At 34.8% G+C, this 16,309-nt stretch carries 17 protein-coding genes; 5 read left to right on the forward strand and 12 right to left on the reverse strand.

The window, feature by feature from the left end; translation table 11 throughout:
• Window positions 1-92: 92 nt before the first annotated feature.
• From BLR17_RS16445 to BLR17_RS12990, 7 genes are all read right to left on the reverse strand, one after another.
• Window positions 93-293 (reverse strand): hypothetical protein, encoded by a 201-nt coding sequence (locus tag BLR17_RS16445; protein ID WP_139068386.1) that lies wholly within the window; start codon window positions 291-293, stop codon window positions 93-95.
• A gap of 147 nt (window positions 294-440) precedes the next feature.
• Window positions 441-1,250: a helix-turn-helix domain-containing protein gene (locus BLR17_RS12965; RefSeq protein WP_066328827.1), complete on the reverse strand. Its 810-nt coding sequence runs from the start codon at window positions 1,248-1,250 to the stop codon at window positions 441-443.
• Entirely contained in the window at window positions 1,251-1,742 is a 492-nt protein-coding gene (locus BLR17_RS12970; RefSeq protein WP_066328828.1) for a hypothetical protein, read from the reverse strand. It abuts the gene before it with no gap.
• A 51-nt stretch (window positions 1,743-1,793) separates the two neighbouring features.
• On the reverse strand, window positions 1,794-2,540 hold the full coding sequence (locus BLR17_RS12975; RefSeq protein ID WP_066328829.1) for an SDR family NAD(P)-dependent oxidoreductase: 747 nt from the start codon (window positions 2,538-2,540) through the stop codon (window positions 1,794-1,796).
• A gap of 490 nt (window positions 2,541-3,030) precedes the next feature.
• Window positions 3,031-4,419, reverse strand: coding sequence for a dihydrolipoyl dehydrogenase (lpdA, locus tag BLR17_RS12980; RefSeq protein ID WP_066328830.1), 1,389 nt, complete (start codon window positions 4,417-4,419; stop codon window positions 3,031-3,033).
• Window positions 4,420-4,830: 411 nt separating this feature from the next.
• Window positions 4,831-5,862 (reverse strand): iron ABC transporter permease, encoded by a 1,032-nt coding sequence (locus BLR17_RS12985; protein WP_066328832.1) that lies wholly within the window; start codon window positions 5,860-5,862, stop codon window positions 4,831-4,833.
• A 6-nt stretch (window positions 5,863-5,868) separates the two neighbouring features.
• Complete coding sequence (locus tag BLR17_RS12990; protein ID WP_066328834.1) at window positions 5,869-7,011, reverse strand: ABC transporter substrate-binding protein; 1,143 nt, start codon at window positions 7,009-7,011, stop codon at window positions 5,869-5,871.
• A 98-nt stretch (window positions 7,012-7,109) separates the two neighbouring features.
• On the opposite strand from BLR17_RS12990, the gene BLR17_RS12995 reads away from it, so the two are divergent.
• The 5 genes from BLR17_RS12995 (at window position 7,110) to cobC (ending at window position 11,319) form a co-directional block, all read left to right on the forward strand.
• Entirely contained in the window at window positions 7,110-7,472 is a 363-nt protein-coding gene (locus BLR17_RS12995; protein WP_066328836.1) for a C1orf53 family protein, read from the forward strand.
• 107 nt (window positions 7,473-7,579) lie between these two features.
• Complete coding sequence (locus BLR17_RS13000; RefSeq protein WP_066328837.1) at window positions 7,580-8,095, forward strand: bifunctional adenosylcobinamide kinase/adenosylcobinamide-phosphate guanylyltransferase; 516 nt, start codon at window positions 7,580-7,582, stop codon at window positions 8,093-8,095.
• A gap of 166 nt (window positions 8,096-8,261) precedes the next feature.
• Window positions 8,262-9,938, forward strand: a complete 1,677-nt coding sequence (cobT, locus tag BLR17_RS13005; protein WP_066328838.1) for a nicotinate-nucleotide--dimethylbenzimidazole phosphoribosyltransferase — start codon at window positions 8,262-8,264, stop codon at window positions 9,936-9,938.
• Window positions 9,939-9,994: 56 nt separating this feature from the next.
• Window positions 9,995-10,813, forward strand: coding sequence for an adenosylcobinamide-GDP ribazoletransferase (locus tag BLR17_RS13010; protein WP_066328839.1), 819 nt, complete (start codon window positions 9,995-9,997; stop codon window positions 10,811-10,813).
• Window positions 10,798-11,319 carry an alpha-ribazole phosphatase gene (gene cobC / locus BLR17_RS13015; RefSeq protein ID WP_066328840.1) on the forward strand — a complete coding sequence of 174 codons (522 nt, stop codon included), beginning with the start codon at window positions 10,798-10,800 and terminating at the stop codon, window positions 11,317-11,319. Before BLR17_RS13010 ends, cobC begins: the two co-directional genes overlap by 16 nt.
• A 279-nt stretch (window positions 11,320-11,598) precedes the next feature.
• On the opposite strand, the gene BLR17_RS13020 is transcribed toward cobC, so the two are convergent.
• The 5 genes from BLR17_RS13020 to BLR17_RS13040 all read right to left on the reverse strand — a co-directional run bounded on the left by BLR17_RS13020 (window position 11,599) and on the right by BLR17_RS13040 (window position 16,173).
• Entirely contained in the window at window positions 11,599-11,961 is a 363-nt protein-coding gene (locus BLR17_RS13020; RefSeq protein ID WP_066328841.1) for a hypothetical protein, read from the reverse strand.
• A 114-nt stretch (window positions 11,962-12,075) separates the two neighbouring features.
• Window positions 12,076-12,708, reverse strand: coding sequence for a response regulator (locus BLR17_RS13025; protein ID WP_066328843.1), 633 nt, complete (start codon window positions 12,706-12,708; stop codon window positions 12,076-12,078).
• Window positions 12,705-14,360: a sensor histidine kinase gene (locus BLR17_RS13030; RefSeq protein WP_066328844.1), complete on the reverse strand. Its 1,656-nt coding sequence runs from the start codon at window positions 14,358-14,360 to the stop codon at window positions 12,705-12,707. The genes BLR17_RS13025 and BLR17_RS13030 overlap by 4 nt, the downstream gene beginning before the upstream one ends.
• 402 nt (window positions 14,361-14,762) lie before the next feature.
• Entirely contained in the window at window positions 14,763-15,182 is a 420-nt protein-coding gene (locus tag BLR17_RS13035; RefSeq protein WP_139068387.1) for a hypothetical protein, read from the reverse strand.
• A 196-nt stretch (window positions 15,183-15,378) separates the two neighbouring features.
• Window positions 15,379-16,173 carry an alpha/beta fold hydrolase gene (locus BLR17_RS13040; RefSeq protein WP_066328846.1) on the reverse strand — a complete coding sequence of 265 codons (795 nt, stop codon included), beginning with the start codon at window positions 16,171-16,173 and terminating at the stop codon, window positions 15,379-15,381.
• Between the last annotated feature and the right edge of the window lie 136 nt (window positions 16,174-16,309).

Raw genomic sequence — 16,309 nt, forward strand, 5'->3', positions numbered from 1 at the left:
TTTTCATTTGGGACAAAAGTCACAGTTTCTGTAAAAATAAATGACGAAATGTATTTAAGAATAATTTCGTGTAATTAATTATGAAATAATCGTTAATCAAAAATTATAATAGCCGCAGCAGTCCCAACCGATACATTGAAGAATGATTTGATAAAACAATAGGTCAAAATCACTACCAAAATACCACCAAAATAAGGTCTTATCAATTGATCGTTTACAAACAAAGCAATTAACGTTTCTGCCAGAAATAACAGAACCGTGAATGCAAAATAAGTTTTGTTGAAGTGTAGCAATTGGTTGGTTTGATGGTTTGAATATAACGTTTGGCTAGTAGGTGATGGTCGGGGTTAAGTAAGCGTAATATTTCGGTTAATCACTATTTTTCCAAGTACAAAACTATTTTAAATTAAGCCAAATTCCCGACTATCGCTTACTAGCGGTTAGCTGTGGTTTTTTTCTATTTCGGATGGGTTTATTTTAAATTCTGTTTTAAATGTCCGAGAAAAATGAGCAAAACTTACAAAGCCAACGTCATAATAAACTTCTACTGGTTTTTTGTTTTGTTTAGTAATTAAAAAATGTGCCAAGTCAAGTCGCTTTTTAATTAGCCACTTACTTGGTGTTTCTTTAAATATTTCCTGAAAATCTCTTTTGAATGTTGAAATACTTCTTCCTGTTAGTTTTGCAAATTGTTCTAACGGAATATTGTGCGTAAAATTTCTATTCATATAAGCTTCTAAATCAATTTTAAAATCATCTTGAAAATTGAATAGAAGATTTTGCATTTGTGTTTTTTTAATCAAAAGCTCTATGATTTCGTTGGTTTTTATTGTTGCCAAATTTTCGGTTAACGCATCTGGATTTTCAAAATAAGGGACAATAGAGTCAAAAAAACCTTTTAAAAATGGGTCGTGAGGAAATATAAAATTTGGTTTGCCTGTATACTGTCCTTTTGGTAAAATGTTATGTTCTTTAGAGAAATTATAAAGTGTTTCTTTAGGTAAAAAAATACTAATTCCCATAAATGGTTTATTGTCTTGGGGCAGTTTTTGCGTTTTTACTAATTGATTTTTTGATATAAAACCAATCTCGCCAGCATTGTATTCGGTAGTTTCTGTTCCGTTATTTATTATCATTTTTCCTGTTAAGATGAATGACAAAGCAAAGTCTTGAACAAACGGCTCAAAATCTTTTTTTGGTTCGCCTGTGCAAGAGAAAAGTATATTTATTTGTGTTCTATCTTGTAACATTTAGGATTTGAAATGTGTTAATTTTTCATAATAAATTGTCGCTCTTTCTTTTGAAAAGTAGTCAATTATAGCAAAAGCAGAACCAAATAAAATCAAAGCAATGGCAATTGCTTGCCAATGAATATTTTTTACAAAATATAACAATCCAAGTGCAACAGCAAAACAAAACAAACTAATTCCAATTGACATTGGATAAAGATATTGAAAATCTTCAACTCGTTTAATTTCTGTTTGTATGAATTGTTCTTGATTTTCATTGAATTTTAGTTCGACTTGTGCCACTTTTTTGCTGTTAGAATAAATGCTACCTACACCAATTGCTGTAAAAAAGATTCCAATAACCAATAAAGGAAAAAGCAACACTTTGGCAGATGGTAAATTTCCGTATAAATAAAACAGAAATGCAATTGCAATTAGAAATAGCCCAAAACCTAATATAAATTTGCCTTCAAAAATTTCTCCGTTGTACCAATCAAAAGTATTTTTTATCATAATTTCATTTTTTTAATTAATAAACAAATATTCTATTTATTTTTAATATGATTATTTTGCATTATAACCGCCATCTATGTTTAAAATAGTTCCTGTCATAAATGTATTTTCGTCAGATGCTAAAAAGTAAATTGCTTTTGCAATATCTTCAACTTCACCTAATCTATTCATTGGATGAATTGCTTCAATGCTTGAAACATCATATGTTCCTGAAGCAATAGCGTTTTTCAAAATATCTGTTTTAATTGCTCCTGGTGCAACTGCATTAACTCGAATTCCTTGTTGTGCATAATCAATAGATGCGCCTTTTGTTAAACCTACAACTGCGTGTTTTGATGCATTGTATTGTGCGGTTGCATACAAACCATTTAATCCTGCTATGGAAGCTAAATTTACAATTGTTCCACCACCTGTTTTCAGCATTTCTATGATTGCATATTTCATTCCATAATAAACGCCCATTACATTTGTTTCAAGCATTTGTTTTAAGTCGTTAGATTCTGTTTCTGCTAATACTGCATTTCCTAATGAAATTCCCGAGTTGTTTACAATAGAATCTAATTTACCAAACTTTTTAACTGTCGTTTCAATAACTGATTTTACTTGTTCTTCGTTTGTTACGTCTAAAGGTAGAAATGTAATGTCTGCACCATTTTGTTTAAAGTCTGCAATTACAGATGCTTCTTTGTCAGCATTTCTACTAGTTATTACTACATTGTAACCATTTTTTGCAAAATGTAAAGCTGTTGCTTTTCCAATACCTGTTGTTCCGCCTGTGATAATTACTGTTTTTTTCATTTTCTTTTATTTTTAATGATTTATACAGCAAAGGTAAGTCGGTGTTAAATAATAAATTTGTCTGTGAGGTTCAATATTTTTGTCTGTAAAGTTCGTTTGGTGTCGTCGTTCGGTAAAATTACAGCTAACTAGTTTATAGGCGAAACAAACCTTCGCAAATACACCCAAAATCGAGTAGATTGGCGAAGGTTTGTTTCGTTTTTATCAGTTTCAAATATATTTAAATATTCTTACAATTTGTTAATTTATTATGTGATTGCTTCGTCCCTCGCAATGACTCGTTGTTATGGAAATTGTGCTGCGTGAGGGATGGCAGCGGAACTCTCCCGATTTTTTATCGGGAAGCGGGAGTGTACAGCCCGACCCTGGTGGAACGGAGTGGAAGCAGGGGCACGCCCCAATAAATAGCCATAAAAAAATCCGACTGGCTTGCACCAATCGGATTTCTATAATTATAAGGATGAGATTGCTTCGTCCCTCGCAATGACTACTAGATGTGAATTACTTCACCATAAGCAGCAGCAACAGCTTCCATAACCGCCTCACTCATGGTTGGGTGTGGGTGGATTGATTTCAAGATTTCGTGACCTGTAGTTTCTAGTTTACGGGCTACAACTGCCTCAGCAATCATATCAGTAACTCCGGCACCAATCATGTGACATCCTAACCACTCACCGTATTTAGCATCAAAGATTACTTTTACAAATCCGTCAGCATTTCCGGAAGCTTTTGCTTTTCCAGAAGCTACGAATGGGAATTTTCCAATTTTTAAATCGTATCCTTTTTCTCTGGCTGCTTTTTCAGTTAAACCTACAGAAGCAATCTCAGGAGTAGCATAAGTACAACCCGGTACGTTTCCGTAATCGATAGCTTCTACGTGCATACCTGCAATTTTCTCCACACAGTTGATTCCTTCAGCAGAAGCTACGTGAGCCAAAGCCTGTCCAGGAGTTACATCACCAATAGCGTAGTAACCTGGGATATTTGTTGCGTTGTAAGCGTTTACTAAGATTTTATCTCTGTCAGTAGCGATACCTACTTCTTCTAATCCGATGTTTTCAATGTTAGTTTTGATACCAACAGCTGATAATAAAATATCTGCTTCAAGAATTTCTTCTCCTTTTGCCGTTTTAACGAATGCTTTTACTCCTTTTCCTGTTGTGTCAATTTTCTCAACAGAAGAATTAGTCATTACAGTAATTCCGGATTTTTTCAAAGCTTTTTCAAATTCTTTAGAAATATCCTCGTCTTCTACAGGAACTACATTTGGCATAAATTCAACGATAGTAACCTCAGTTCCCATTGAGTTATAGAAGTGAGCAAATTCCACTCCGATAGCTCCAGAACCTACGATAATCATCTTTTTTGGTTGTTCCGGTAAAGTCATTGCCTGACGGTAACCAATTACTTTTACACCATCTTGTGGTAAGTTTGGCAACTCACGAGAACGAGCACCAGTAGCAATGATAATATGATCCGCACTGTATTCAGTAACTTTTCCGTCTTGAGCAGTAACGTCTAATTTTTTACCTGGTTTTAATTTACCAAAACCATTAATAACGTCGATTTTGTTTTTCTTCATCAGGAAAGTAATTCCTTTGCTCATTCCATCAGCAACATTACGGCTACGTTGAATTACAGCAGGGAAATCCTTGTCAAATTCAGAAACTTTCAATCCGTAATCGGAAGCGTGTTTTAGATAATCAAAAACCTGAGCCGATTTCAATAATGCTTTTGTTGGGATACAACCCCAGTTCAAACAAACTCCACCTAAGTTTTCTTTTTCAACTACGGCTACTTTAAAGCCTAATTGTGATGCTCTAATGGCAGTTACATATCCGCCGGGACCACTTCCTAAAACAATAACGTCGTATTTCATTTCTATTTATTTTACTTGTTTTTATTGGTGAAATGCGATGAGCAAACTCACATCATTTCTATATATTTTATTTGTTTTTTAGTTGTAAAAAATGAAGTTTGTCCATGCGGTCTTCATCTTCTGCAGATTACTAAATTGATTGAGACTGCGAATTTAATGATTTATTCTGTTTTTGAAACTCACAAAAGCACAAACTTTTAACAGAATGCTGTTTATAAACGATGATTTTTCGAAATCTAACAAAATAGGCTCTGTTTCTTATATATTTTTAGGAATCTGTTAATGCTGTTGCGGACTTTTAACCATTAAGATTACAAGGTATTGCGCAAAGGGCACAAAGCTTTCTATTCTTTGTGTTTTTAAAGATAAAGAATGATTTTTTCTTGCGCTCTTTGCGGTGGAAATTTATAATTATCCAATCATTTTTTGTTTTCTTAGCAACAACCAAATCACAATTGGTGCTCCAAAAATAGAAGTTACCGCATTAATAGGTAAAGTAATTTCACCACCGGGAACCTGCGAAATGGTATCGCAAATCAGCATGATAATAGCGCCAAAAAGTAATGTGCTCCAGAATAAAACAGTATGATTGCTGGTGTGAAAAACCAATTTGGCTATATGCGGAACTGCAAGTCCAATGAAAGCAATAGGACCTGCAAAAGCCGTGATGCTTCCTGCCAGAATACTGGTCGCCAAAATGATTATCAATCGAGCTTTGTTGTAATTTAAGCCAAGACTCCGGGCGTAGTTTTCGCCAAGAAGTAAAGCGTTTAATGGTTTAATACTCCAAAGGCTCAACAATAAACCAATGGACACGCAAACCAATAAAATAACAATGGAGGACCACGAAAGGTTTCCTAAATTTCCTAAAGACCAAAAGGTAAATTTTTGCAATTGTTCGGCAGTGCTAAAAAAGCTTAACGTTCCCACAATGGCGCTACTTAAACTCCCAAACATCAGTCCTACAATCAAAATAGTCATGGTGTCCCGCAAGCGAATAGAAACCAATAAGACTGCCAATAATACAAGAGAACTCCCAATGGTTGAAGCTAAGACAATTCCATAGGGTGAAAGTACTATTTCCTGTAAAAAAGGAGGAAGTAAGCCTGCGCCTAAAATGGTAAAGGCCACTCCTAAACTCGCTCCCGAACTCAATCCTAAAACATAAGGCCCGGCTAATGGATTTCTAAACAGGGTTTGCATTAATAGACCACTTATCGAAAGTCCGATTCCTACCAAGATAACCGTGATGGATTTGGGTAAACGGTAATTCATGATGATGTATTCCCAGGTTGATTTACTGGCATGACCACCACTTAAACTATGGTAAACTTCTTTAAAAGGAATGGTTATCGACCCTAAACTGATATTGGTTAAAAATAAAAACAGCAGTCCTAAAACAAGGTAGGTGAATAGAATCGTATTTCGTTTTTGGTTTTTCAATGGAGCTTAATTTAGTTTTGTTGCAAAAGTAAATGCGTAGTCATTTAGCAATTCGGGGTGGAAGATTTTAATGTAATCTTTTAAAACCAAATCAGGTCGGCTTGGGGCTAATTCATAATAAATTGTTCCTCCGGTAGCACCAAACCTGCTCTCAAAAGTATAAATATTTTTGTTGTTAAAAGCAGCAAACTGGCTGTAATGTGGATTGCTGTCGGCCAAATCTTTTAAATCTTTAAACGAGCCGGTAGCAATCCAGACATCAGCGTTTTTAGCTTTGTCCAATATGTTTTCAAAAGCTAACCCCAGGCTGCCGCTGCCTTCAACATCAGCCCATAAATAATTCGATTTGGCGTCTTTCATAAATTGGGCAACCCAACTTTTTCCTTTGGCTACAAACCATTGATTTTGGTACATCGAACCATATAAAACAGTCGATGCTGCTTTTTGATTGGCTACTAGTTTTAGTGCTTCGTTGTAGTTTTTTACAATGTTGTCAAAAAGTTTTTTTCCTTCTTTTTCTTTGCCAAATAAGGCTGCGTACAATTTAATCCATTCGGCTTTTCCCAGCGGGGATTGTTCCATCCAGTCGGCCTGTATAATCACGTTTAAACCACTTTTTTCTAAGTTGGCAATCATCGGATTGTTGTTGTCAATTCCAAAAGTTACGATAGCTTCCGGAGCTAAGTCAATTAGTTTTTCGATATTTAAACGTTCGTTTTGACCAACATTTTTCACTATTCCGGCATCAATCAATTTTCGGGTTTTTTCAGAGGAAATATAGTCCGTGTGTGGAAATCCGGTCAGGGATTTTTCAACATGAAGCATTTCTAAAAAAGGAACATTCGTAGTCGAAGTCACTACGATTGATTGTAACGGAACGGATAGTTGGGGGTATTTTTGTAAGCTGTCCGGAACGGAAGCATTTTTCTCTTTTAAGATATAAGTGAAATTTTTATTGGCATCCGGCCAGGGATTTAAAACCTTCACAATAGAGTAGCCATCGTATTTGTAAATAGCCAGATTGCTCGAATATTCAATTTCGTTTTTTACAGTTGCAATTGTTTTAGTGTTAGTGTTTTCGGTTTTTTTACAGCTAATAAAAAAGCAAATACTTAAAACTGAAAAAAATGTATAAAGAGAGTTTTTCATTGTAAATCATAAAAATCAACGCAAAGGTATAAGAAAATCCACAAAATATCTTGTTTGTTTTTTAGGATAAAAAAATCAACAAACACTATCTTTACCTCATGAATGCTATAAAAGTAAAACAATGTTCCAATTGCGGGACACACTTTAATTGTGGTGATAGTGCTCCCAAAAAGAAATGCTGGTGCAATGATTTTCCGCCTATTTTTAATTTATCGGAAGGAGGGGATTGTCTTTGTCCGGCTTGTTTTAAAAATAGTTGTTCAATAAAAATAGAAGAATACGTTGCTACTATAACACCCGAAACCGCTTTGGATAATAAAGCCAAAGATTTACCCAAAACAACGAATCTAATTGAAGGAATCGATTATTATTTAGAAAACGGAAATTATGTTTTTAAAGCCTGGTTTCATCTCAAAAGAGGGAATTGTTGTGGAAATGGTTGCCGACATTGTCCGTATTAAAAAAGTTGTGAGTTATGAGTTATGAGTTATGCGAAGAGAAACATACGTTAGAAAAAACAATTAGAAATTAAAATTTATAATTAACAATTTACAATCAATAATTAAAAATGATTTATTTCATAACAGGAGGGGAGCGCTCCGGGAAAAGCAGTTATGCTGAAAATATTGCTAAAGATTTATCGTCAAGGCCGATGTATGTGGCTACGGCCAGAAAATGGGATGATGATTTTCAAAAGCGAATTGATCGTCATCAAAAAGACCGTGACGAACGCTGGATTAATATTGAAAAAGAAAAGTTTTTAAGCGAAATTGATTTTTCAGGACAAGTGGCTGTGATTGATTGCGTAACTTTATGGCTGACCAATTTTTTTGTAGATACTAAGAACGATGTTGAGTTGAGTCTGATTCAGGCTAAGGCTGAATTTGAAGCCGTGGCCAATCAACCCAATGCGACTATCATTATTATTTCAAACGAAATTGGTATGGGTGTTCATGCAGATACGCATATTGGTCGGAAGTTTACCGAATTGCAAGGCTGGATGAACCAATATTTAGCAAAAAAAGCGGATAAAGCCATCTTAATGGTTTCGGGAATTCCTGTTGTTATTAAAGGAGGGTTATGATTTAACAATGGCAATTTCAATAATCAATAATAATCACGAAATTCAAAAGCAATTGTAAGATACAATTTTAAAACATAGTTTTTTTGAAATTGAAATTGATGATTGAAATTGTTATTGCCATTGATTTTTGCCATTGATTTTTTGAAATTGAAATTGATTTTTTAATATGAGCAATTTAGACGAAATAATAAAATCACGCCGTGATACCCGTCATTTTACCAATGATGCAGTTCCTGATGCTGTGATAGAGAAAGCTTTACAGGCGGGACACTGGGCGCCTTCTGTTGGCTTGACCGAAGCCACGCGCTACTATTTAATTAAATCAGATGAGGTTAAGAAGGCTGTAAAAGAGTTATTTCTTGAATATGATATAAAAGCTGCCAAAAGTACCGATGACGAATTACAAAAAGCGCAATATCAGGCATTAAAATTAGAAGCTATTGAAGAGGCTCCTTTGGGATTAGTCATTTGTTATGATCGTTCAGTGCTGAATCATTTTACCATTGGAACAGTGGGAAGCAATGAAGCGATTAAGTTTAGTGCGGTTTGTGCGGCTCAAAATATTTGGCTTTCGCTTACTGAACAAGGTTATTCGATGGGCTGGGTTTCGATTTTGAATTATTACCAATTCAAGAAAATATTAGGCTTACCAGAGCATATTGAACCACTGGGGTATTTTTGCGTAGGCAAACCGGCAACGGATTATGATAAGCAGCCGATGTTGCAACAGCTGCATTGGAAACATAAATCAGAAGCGCCTTGTGTGACTGAAATAAGTCAACTCAGTTCGGCTGAAGACTGGGAGGTTGAAGTAAATGTAGCTCACAAAGATACTTCAGTTGCTTTGAAGAAGGCATTAGAAGACAAAATAAACCAAAAAACAAAACCTACTGGTGCATTAGGCGTACTTGAAAAAATAGCCCAACAAATCGGTGAAGTTTTTCAAACATTGGAACCTAAAATTAAGCAACCTCATATTGTTGTTTTTGCAGCCGATCATGGAATTGCACAGCATGGGGTAAGCGCTTATCCACAAGATGTAACACGCCAGATGCTGACTAATTTTTTAGATGGCGGAGCGGCAATTAATGTATTTTGCAAACAAAATAACATTGCGCTTTCGGTAGTTGATGCGGGTGTCAATTATGATTTTCCTTCCAATACCAAACTAATTTCGGCTAAGATTGACAAAGGAACCCATTCGTTTTTAAATGATTCGGCTATGAGTAAAGCACAAATGGAATTGTGTTTTGCTAAAGGAGCTGAAGTTGTGACAAATATTGCAAAACAAGGCAGTAATTGTATCGGTTTTGGTGAAATGGGAATTGGGAATACGGCTACCGCTTCGGTTTTGATGAGTGTACTTTGTAATTTTTCTATCGAAGATTGTGTAGGCAGAGGCACGGGAGTTACGGACGAAAAACTGGAATTCAAAATTAATATTTTAAGAAAAGCAATAGAAAATTATCACGGCCCAAAGGATTTGGATTCTTATTTGGCTCATTTTGGCGGATTTGAAATTTTGCAAATGGCAGGCGGAATGCTTGCTGCTTATGAACAGAATATGGTTTTTTTAGTGGATGGTTTTATTTGTAGCGTCGCTTTTTTAATAGCTTTCAAAAAAAATCCTGCAATATTGAAAAATGCTGTTTTCAGTCATCAATCGGCTGAGAAAGCCCATAAAAAATTGTTGGATTATTTGGATGTATCGGCAATTCTTCAGCTTGATTTGCGTTTGGGAGAAGGAACAGGCTGTGCCCTTGTTTTTCCAATAGTTCAGTCGGCTGTGGCATTTTTAAATGAAATGGCGAGTTTTGAAAGTGCCGGGGTGAGTAAAAAATAGAAAGCAGAATATAGAATACAGAAGGCAGATTTTAGAATTAAAGTATTTATAAAATAATGAAAAAAGAACTCCATATATTTTTTACAGCATTGATGTTTTATACCCGAATTCCCTGTCCTGCAACTATAGATCACCATCCTGATTATTTAAACAAGGCTTCGAGATATTTTCCTTTAATTGGTTGGATAGTAGGAAGTGTAAGTTTTGTAACCTATTATTTTTCTGCTTTTGTTTTTTCAAATGAAATTGCCGTTGTGCTTTCGATGATTGCCGGTATTCTGGTTACGGGAGCTTTTCACGAAGATGGTTTTGCCGATGTATGTGATGGTTTTGGCGGAGGCTGGACTAAAGAAAAGATTCTTTTAATTATGAAAGACAGTGCTATAGGAGCTTTTGGTGCGATTGGTTTAGTATTACTTTTTTTATTGAAGTTTCAAAGTTTGATTCAATTAATAAGTAATATTCAAATAGTAGGTGTTGGAATTGGGATTCTGTCCCGAAGTTTCGGGATTGAAATTTTACTTCTTTTTGTAGCAGCTCATGCTTTGAGTCGTCTGGCTGCTGTTTCTATTGTTTTTACCCACGAATATTCCAGAGAAGATGCGACAAGCAAAAGCAAACCGATTGCTCAAAATTATACTTGGAAAGAAATTATAGGTGCTTTCTTTTTTGGATTAATTCCCTTGTTGGTTTTGTCTTATTTTCAATGGCAATTGTTTCTGGCAGTAATTCCGGTTTTTGTAACCCGATATTTTCTTGCACGTTATTTCCAAAAATGGATTGGCGGTTACACAGGAGATTGCCTTGGAGCAACGCAACAGGTTTGTGAAGTCATTTTTTATCTGTCAATAATTGCAATATGGAAGTTTATTTAGTCAGACATACCGAAACAGTTTGTGAAAAAGGTATTTGCTATGGACAAACTGATGTGGGGCTGAAAGCGCCTTTTTTGGAACAATTTGAATCGATAAAAAAGCAAATTCCTGCTGATACAATCATTTATTCCAGTCCTTTATCCCGATGTGTTCAATTGGCTAATTATTTAGCGCCTTCGATAATTACCGATTCTCGTTTGATGGAAATGCATTTTGGAGATTGGGAAATGAAAAAATGGGATGCCATTCCTCAGGATGAGTTCGCTCCCTGGATGAATGATTTTGTCAATGTAGCTGTTCCTAATGGAGAATCTTTTGTTGGTTTACATCATAGGGTAACTGATTTTTGGTCTGAAATAATAACTCAAAATAACTCAAAATCAATAGCAATTGTTTCGCATGCAGGCGTGGTTAGGAGCATTTTGTGTACTATTTCAAATTTACCTCTGAAAGACGCTTTTACCAATAAAGTCGATTTTGGTGAACTTATCAAGTTGAAATTATAACTTAAGGTTTTTGATTGTATTTTACTGGTTAACAGTGGTTTGTTTTGTTTGAATAAAATGTTTATATCGCAAAAAAATATATTAAAATAGTGCTGTTCAAACAATTGAAGAGTTGCTGCTTTGAATTACAGTAGTAGTTTTGAGTATGGTGTATGAAAAAGTTGGAGCCTTTGAAGAGCAGAAAAAAAATGAGGCTGTCTGAAAAGTAATTTTCAGACAGCCTCTTATTTTCTAATGACACTTTTTTTCTCTGTTTTTTTATGCAGATTCAGTTCACTTTTATTTTTCTGTACCAACTGTTTCCACTGCAACCAGTTCTTGTTTAGAGGTGTTATTCCATGGACCATGATTTTTGTAAGCCGGTCCTGTTAATTGTTGTCTTTCAGAACCTGTAGTTTGCACCAGTACCAGGTTTTCTTTAGAAGTGATTTTTCCTGGCTTTTGGTTTTTGTATGCAGGTCCCTGAAGCGTTACTTTATTACTTTCTGAATATATTTTAGTTGGCACTGCTTTGTGCATCCAGGATTTAAAATTTTTAAAAGCCGGACCTTTTAAATCACTTTGTTTCACCTCATTTTTCTCTTGTGCAAATCCGTTAAAAGAAATTACTAAAAATCCTAAAATCAATGCTATCTTTTTCATGGCTATTACTTTTTGTTGTTTTAACAAAATTACATTCAGTAATAGTCTTTTAGGATTATGTAAATTTACTCAATTTGCATCCGTATTTATACGGATATTGTTGTTTTTAATCGCTTAAACTAAATTCATTTTTGCTGCTTTTTTTATGAGTTCAGCGGTATTTTTTACTTCTAACTTTTTTAAAATATTAGCACGATGGGTTTCTATGGTGCGGGAACTCACAAAGAGTTTAGCTGCAATTTCTTTAGTGGTTAAGCCCTTAGCAATTAATCCTAAAACTTCGGTTTCTTTGTTGGATAGAATATTCTCACTGATACTTTGTTCCGACATGAAGTTGATCATTTTTTCTGAAATTTCAGCACTGAAATATTTTTTCCCTATAGCAACGCTTCTTATGGCGACTATCAATTCCGATTCATCTGTATTTTTTAACAGGTAGCCGTAAGCGCCCATTTTAGCGCATTTTGCGATGTAATTACCATCATCATGCATGGAAATGACAATAGGTTTTATATTTGAATTTAAAGCTTTTAATTCTTTTAAAACGGCAAAACCATCCCTGTTGGGCATTGTGATATCCAATAATACAATATCCGCCTCAAATTGGGTATTTACAAGCTCCATCAACTCCAAACCATCAGCGACACTTTTAACTATTTTGATGTCGTCATGTTTTCTTAGTAACTCGGCAAGTCCATTTCGAAAAAGCTCGTGATCATCGGCTATTATAAGTTTTATTGCTGTCATAATTCTATGGGTAATTCAATTTCAAAACTGCTGTTTTCGGGAGTTGAATGGATGGTAATCGTACCATTGCAAATTTCAACTCGTTCCTTGATGTTCGTAATTCCTGAGCCTAATTTAATCGAATTGATGTCAAATCCAATTCCATCATCAAAATAAAAAAGAGAAATAAAATTATCAAATTCTGAAAGTGTAATTCGGATGTTCTTTGCATTAGCATGTTTTAAAGAATTATTGATTAATTCCTGGCAAATTCTAAAAAGATGAATGGCTTGTTGGTTGGTAATATTAGAACCTTCCTGTCGCGTTAAATCTTCATATTCAATAGTTACCGTTGTCGATTTTTTCAGGTTTTCGATAAAATTGGTTAATGTAACCCCGATTCCAAAATCATCTATTGAAGCAGGCATTAAAGCATTGGACATCAATCTGATTTCTGAAATGGTATCATCCACTATTTTTTTCATTTCTGATTTTTTGACTTCATTTTCCACTCGGTTTTCAATGTAGTGTTTCAAAGAAGTTAAATACGGACCCACGCCGTCATGAAGTTCCCTCGCTAGGCGACGTCTTTCGTTTTCCAATCCGTTTACCAGCATTCGTTTGGACTGAATTCGGGTATTTTCTTCTTTATTTCTAAATTCGATGAGTTTGTCTCTCATTGCTAAGAGGCTTTTTCCTAGTAAATCATTCGAACTTTTAGGTTTAAAATCAGTGTTTAAATTCATTTTACCAATATCATCAGAGAATTTGACCGCGCCCTGCAAAGAAGCTTTTAAATTGGCCAAAGCATCAAACATTTCCATTATTTCACTGGAGTTTTTGATGAATTCATTGGTTTGATTGTAATCGCCTTCAGCCATAATTCGGAGGCTTTTTTGCATATTCTTAATGGGGTTGGTAATAATGCGTATCAGAAAAAGCGAAAGCATCACCGCCAGTAAAAAAATGGCAATCGTTAAGCCTATCAGTCTTTCTTTTAATTCCTGTAGCGGAACCGTCACTTCATCCACATCCATTTCAGAGAGAATGACCAATTTTAAATTGTACACTTTTATGAGACTGTACACACTATACACATCAATGCCACGGTAATCCTTAAAAACCCCTCTGCCATTGAAACTTTTAAAAGCATTGTTTACTCCTTTAGTTTTTACAGTTATGGTGTAAGGAATTTTATTGGGATAAAAACGGGATTGGGAACGCATCCGAAAATCTTCGCCTACCAGATACGATTCACCACTGGCACCCATTCCGGTACGTTCCAGAAGTATATTTCTGATTTTGTTGTAATCTAAAATTTTAATTATTGTACCTCTTTTCGAATGGGAGATAAAAGCGATGGTTGTTTTTTTAGCAACATGGTAAGGGGTCAAATCGTAAATTCCGGTACTGTTTTTAATACTGTCCGGAAGTTGCAGCAGTGAAGGATCTGTTTTTTGGTTTTGCCAATCGGAAGCTTCAAATCGTTCCCATTCGGATTTTAATAAATGTTCAATCTGATTTTGCTTAAGCGTTTTAATCGAATTTAATTGCAGCAAAATACGATCGTTCAACACATTTGAAAACTGTTGGTAGGAAGAAAAAGACAATAAAGCAATAACTAATGCGATTAAACTATTAATGATAATCAGTATTAGTGTTTTGATGTGCATGTTTTTGCTTTTTTTTATTGATGTAAATATACTTGGTTTACCGATTTAAAAGAAATTTTGATACAATTGTTCTGCTGAATTTTCCTGAAATTGTAAGTCTTTGATTGAATTTAACCGCAAACTTGTCCTGCTGATGAATGAAGTTTTTATTGAACCATAAAAAAAGGATAACACGCAGATTCAGCAGATTTTTTATTATTTTCTGCGTGAATCTGTTTAAATCTCCCTAAATCTGCGTGAAAATGAATGTGAAGTTTTTAGTCTTAACGCTATTGAATTGACTTTTTATAAGTGAAATTTTTAAGGTTAAGAATTTCTCACAAAGATGTCTTGCTAACGAAGGAAGCATCTCATAAAGTATTGTTTTTCATGTACCGCTTTGTAAACGATAGCCATTAAGTGTTAAAAATCTATTTTTAAAGAAAGTGAAGCTTGTTTTTTAAAAGCTACATCATAGCCTTGAGGAAGAAGTATATTTTGATTGTCAATACTTATGGCTACAGCCAATTTTTTGTTTTTTGAAGCATTCACAAAGCAAGGAATACTTGCCAGTGACACAACACCTCCTCCAACAGCAATATAGGCTCCGGTAAAATCAAAATCAAAGCCGGAACCATAAGACGTTTGGTTTGAATTGCTTAATTGGACAAGACCGCCAATAGCAGCTAATCCTAAGCCGCTTCCCAGTATTATCCAGGCTGTCTTTTTTTGTTTTTTACTTTTTTCTAAATAATAATCTTTTGAAAGTGGAGTAGTTGGTGTTTGACCAAATGAATTTAGAATGAAAAACACCATCGATAGCGAAAGTAGCATTTTTTTCATAACCTAAAGAAATAATGCCTACTCTTTCAATATGCAGTTTTCGGCTACTCTGATGTATTTATTTTCCGAATTTCCCAAAAAAATAAGGACTTGAATACAAGTATTAAATTAATGAAAAAAATGATACGGAACTGTTTTTGAGTTGATTAAGTTTTTGATTAGCAGTTCGCCCTTTTTCTGTTCGTATTTTTAAGTATTATTTATTTAGGAATTTTTCTATCATTGGAATTACAAGTTCACTTTCCTTAAAATCAGCTGTTATTGTTGTAATTTCTCCAATGTATTGTCCGTGTCCACCCGGAATGATTGCTAATTCAGCGTTTTCAATTTGTCTGTGCAATTCAATAGCGTGTTCCGGAGTGATAATGTCTTTGTCGCCAATAATGATTAAAGTAGGTGCTGTAATAGATTTAATTTGCTCGTCCGGAATGTCTTTGAAGTTTAGCATTCTCTTGGCATCTCTGTCGTGCATAAGTTGTAAACCATCGGCATCTGCTGCCACTTTTTTGTAGCCCACTTTTAAAAGTTCGGGCATATTTTCCAATTTGGCATTTTCCATAAATCCCCAGAACCATTCAGGAACTCCGTTTCGTTTGGCAAGTGCTGAAGCTAAAATTATTTTGTCAACTGCTTCAGGGTGGCGAATAGCGATTTGTAATGTAGTTGTCCCACCATTGCTAAAACCTAAAAAGTCTGCTTTAGCAATGTTTAAATTTTTAAGAAGTCTGGCAACATCGTCGGCGTCCTGCTCAAATGTTAGGTCCGCATTTCGATCATTTGTACGTCCGTGAGCCTGAAGTTCAACAGCAATTACTTGCCTGCTTTTAGCAAGTAGCGGAATGATTTTTTCAAAATTGGTCTGAATTGTTGAGCCACCACCGTGAATTAAAACAATGGGTTTTCCCTGTCCGTGGATTTCATAATACATTTTCAGACCATTCACTTCAGAATATCCATTTTTAAAAGTCAAATTGTCACTTGTTGTTGCCATATTTTTAGCTGTATTTTTTGTTTTGTTGTTTCAGGACGATTTTTCTAATTCTGCTTCTTTAGAAGTTATATTCATATTTTTTTACAATAACAGCTAACGTTTGGTTAGTAGGAGAGCATCTCAACATGTATATTGC

The sequence above is a fragment of the Flavobacterium glycines genome, assembly GCF_900100165.1.
Lineage (GTDB): Bacteria > Bacteroidota > Bacteroidia > Flavobacteriales > Flavobacteriaceae > Flavobacterium > Flavobacterium glycines.

Excerpts from the sequence above, each read along its gene's own strand:
- BLR17_RS12965 (WP_066328827.1), bottom strand. The coding sequence starts at position 1,250 with ATGTTACAAGATAGAACACAAATAAATATACTTTTCTCTTGCACAGGC.
- BLR17_RS12970 (WP_066328828.1), bottom strand. The coding sequence starts at position 1,742 with ATGATAAAAAATACTTTTGATTGGTACAACGGAGAAATTTTTGAAGGC.
- BLR17_RS12975 (WP_066328829.1), bottom strand. The coding sequence starts at position 2,540 with ATGAAAAAAACAGTAATTATCACAGGCGGAACAACAGGTATTGGAAAA.
- lpdA (WP_066328830.1), bottom strand. The coding sequence starts at position 4,419 with ATGAAATACGACGTTATTGTTTTAGGAAGTGGTCCCGGCGGATATGTA.
- BLR17_RS12990 (WP_066328834.1), bottom strand. The coding sequence starts at position 7,011 with ATGAAAAACTCTCTTTATACATTTTTTTCAGTTTTAAGTATTTGCTTT.
- BLR17_RS12995 (WP_066328836.1), top strand. The coding sequence starts at position 7,110 with ATGAATGCTATAAAAGTAAAACAATGTTCCAATTGCGGGACACACTTT.
- BLR17_RS13000 (WP_066328837.1), top strand. The coding sequence starts at position 7,580 with ATGATTTATTTCATAACAGGAGGGGAGCGCTCCGGGAAAAGCAGTTAT.
- cobT (WP_066328838.1), top strand. The coding sequence starts at position 8,262 with ATGAGCAATTTAGACGAAATAATAAAATCACGCCGTGATACCCGTCAT.
- BLR17_RS13010 (WP_066328839.1), top strand. The coding sequence starts at position 9,995 with ATGAAAAAAGAACTCCATATATTTTTTACAGCATTGATGTTTTATACC.
- cobC (WP_066328840.1), top strand. The coding sequence starts at position 10,798 with ATGGAAGTTTATTTAGTCAGACATACCGAAACAGTTTGTGAAAAAGGT.
- BLR17_RS13020 (WP_066328841.1), bottom strand. The coding sequence starts at position 11,961 with ATGAAAAAGATAGCATTGATTTTAGGATTTTTAGTAATTTCTTTTAAC.
- BLR17_RS13025 (WP_066328843.1), bottom strand. The coding sequence starts at position 12,708 with ATGACAGCAATAAAACTTATAATAGCCGATGATCACGAGCTTTTTCGA.
- BLR17_RS13030 (WP_066328844.1), bottom strand. The coding sequence starts at position 14,360 with ATGCACATCAAAACACTAATACTGATTATCATTAATAGTTTAATCGCA.
- BLR17_RS13035 (WP_139068387.1), bottom strand. The coding sequence starts at position 15,182 with ATGAAAAAAATGCTACTTTCGCTATCGATGGTGTTTTTCATTCTAAAT.
- BLR17_RS13040 (WP_066328846.1), bottom strand. The coding sequence starts at position 16,173 with ATGGCAACAACAAGTGACAATTTGACTTTTAAAAATGGATATTCTGAA.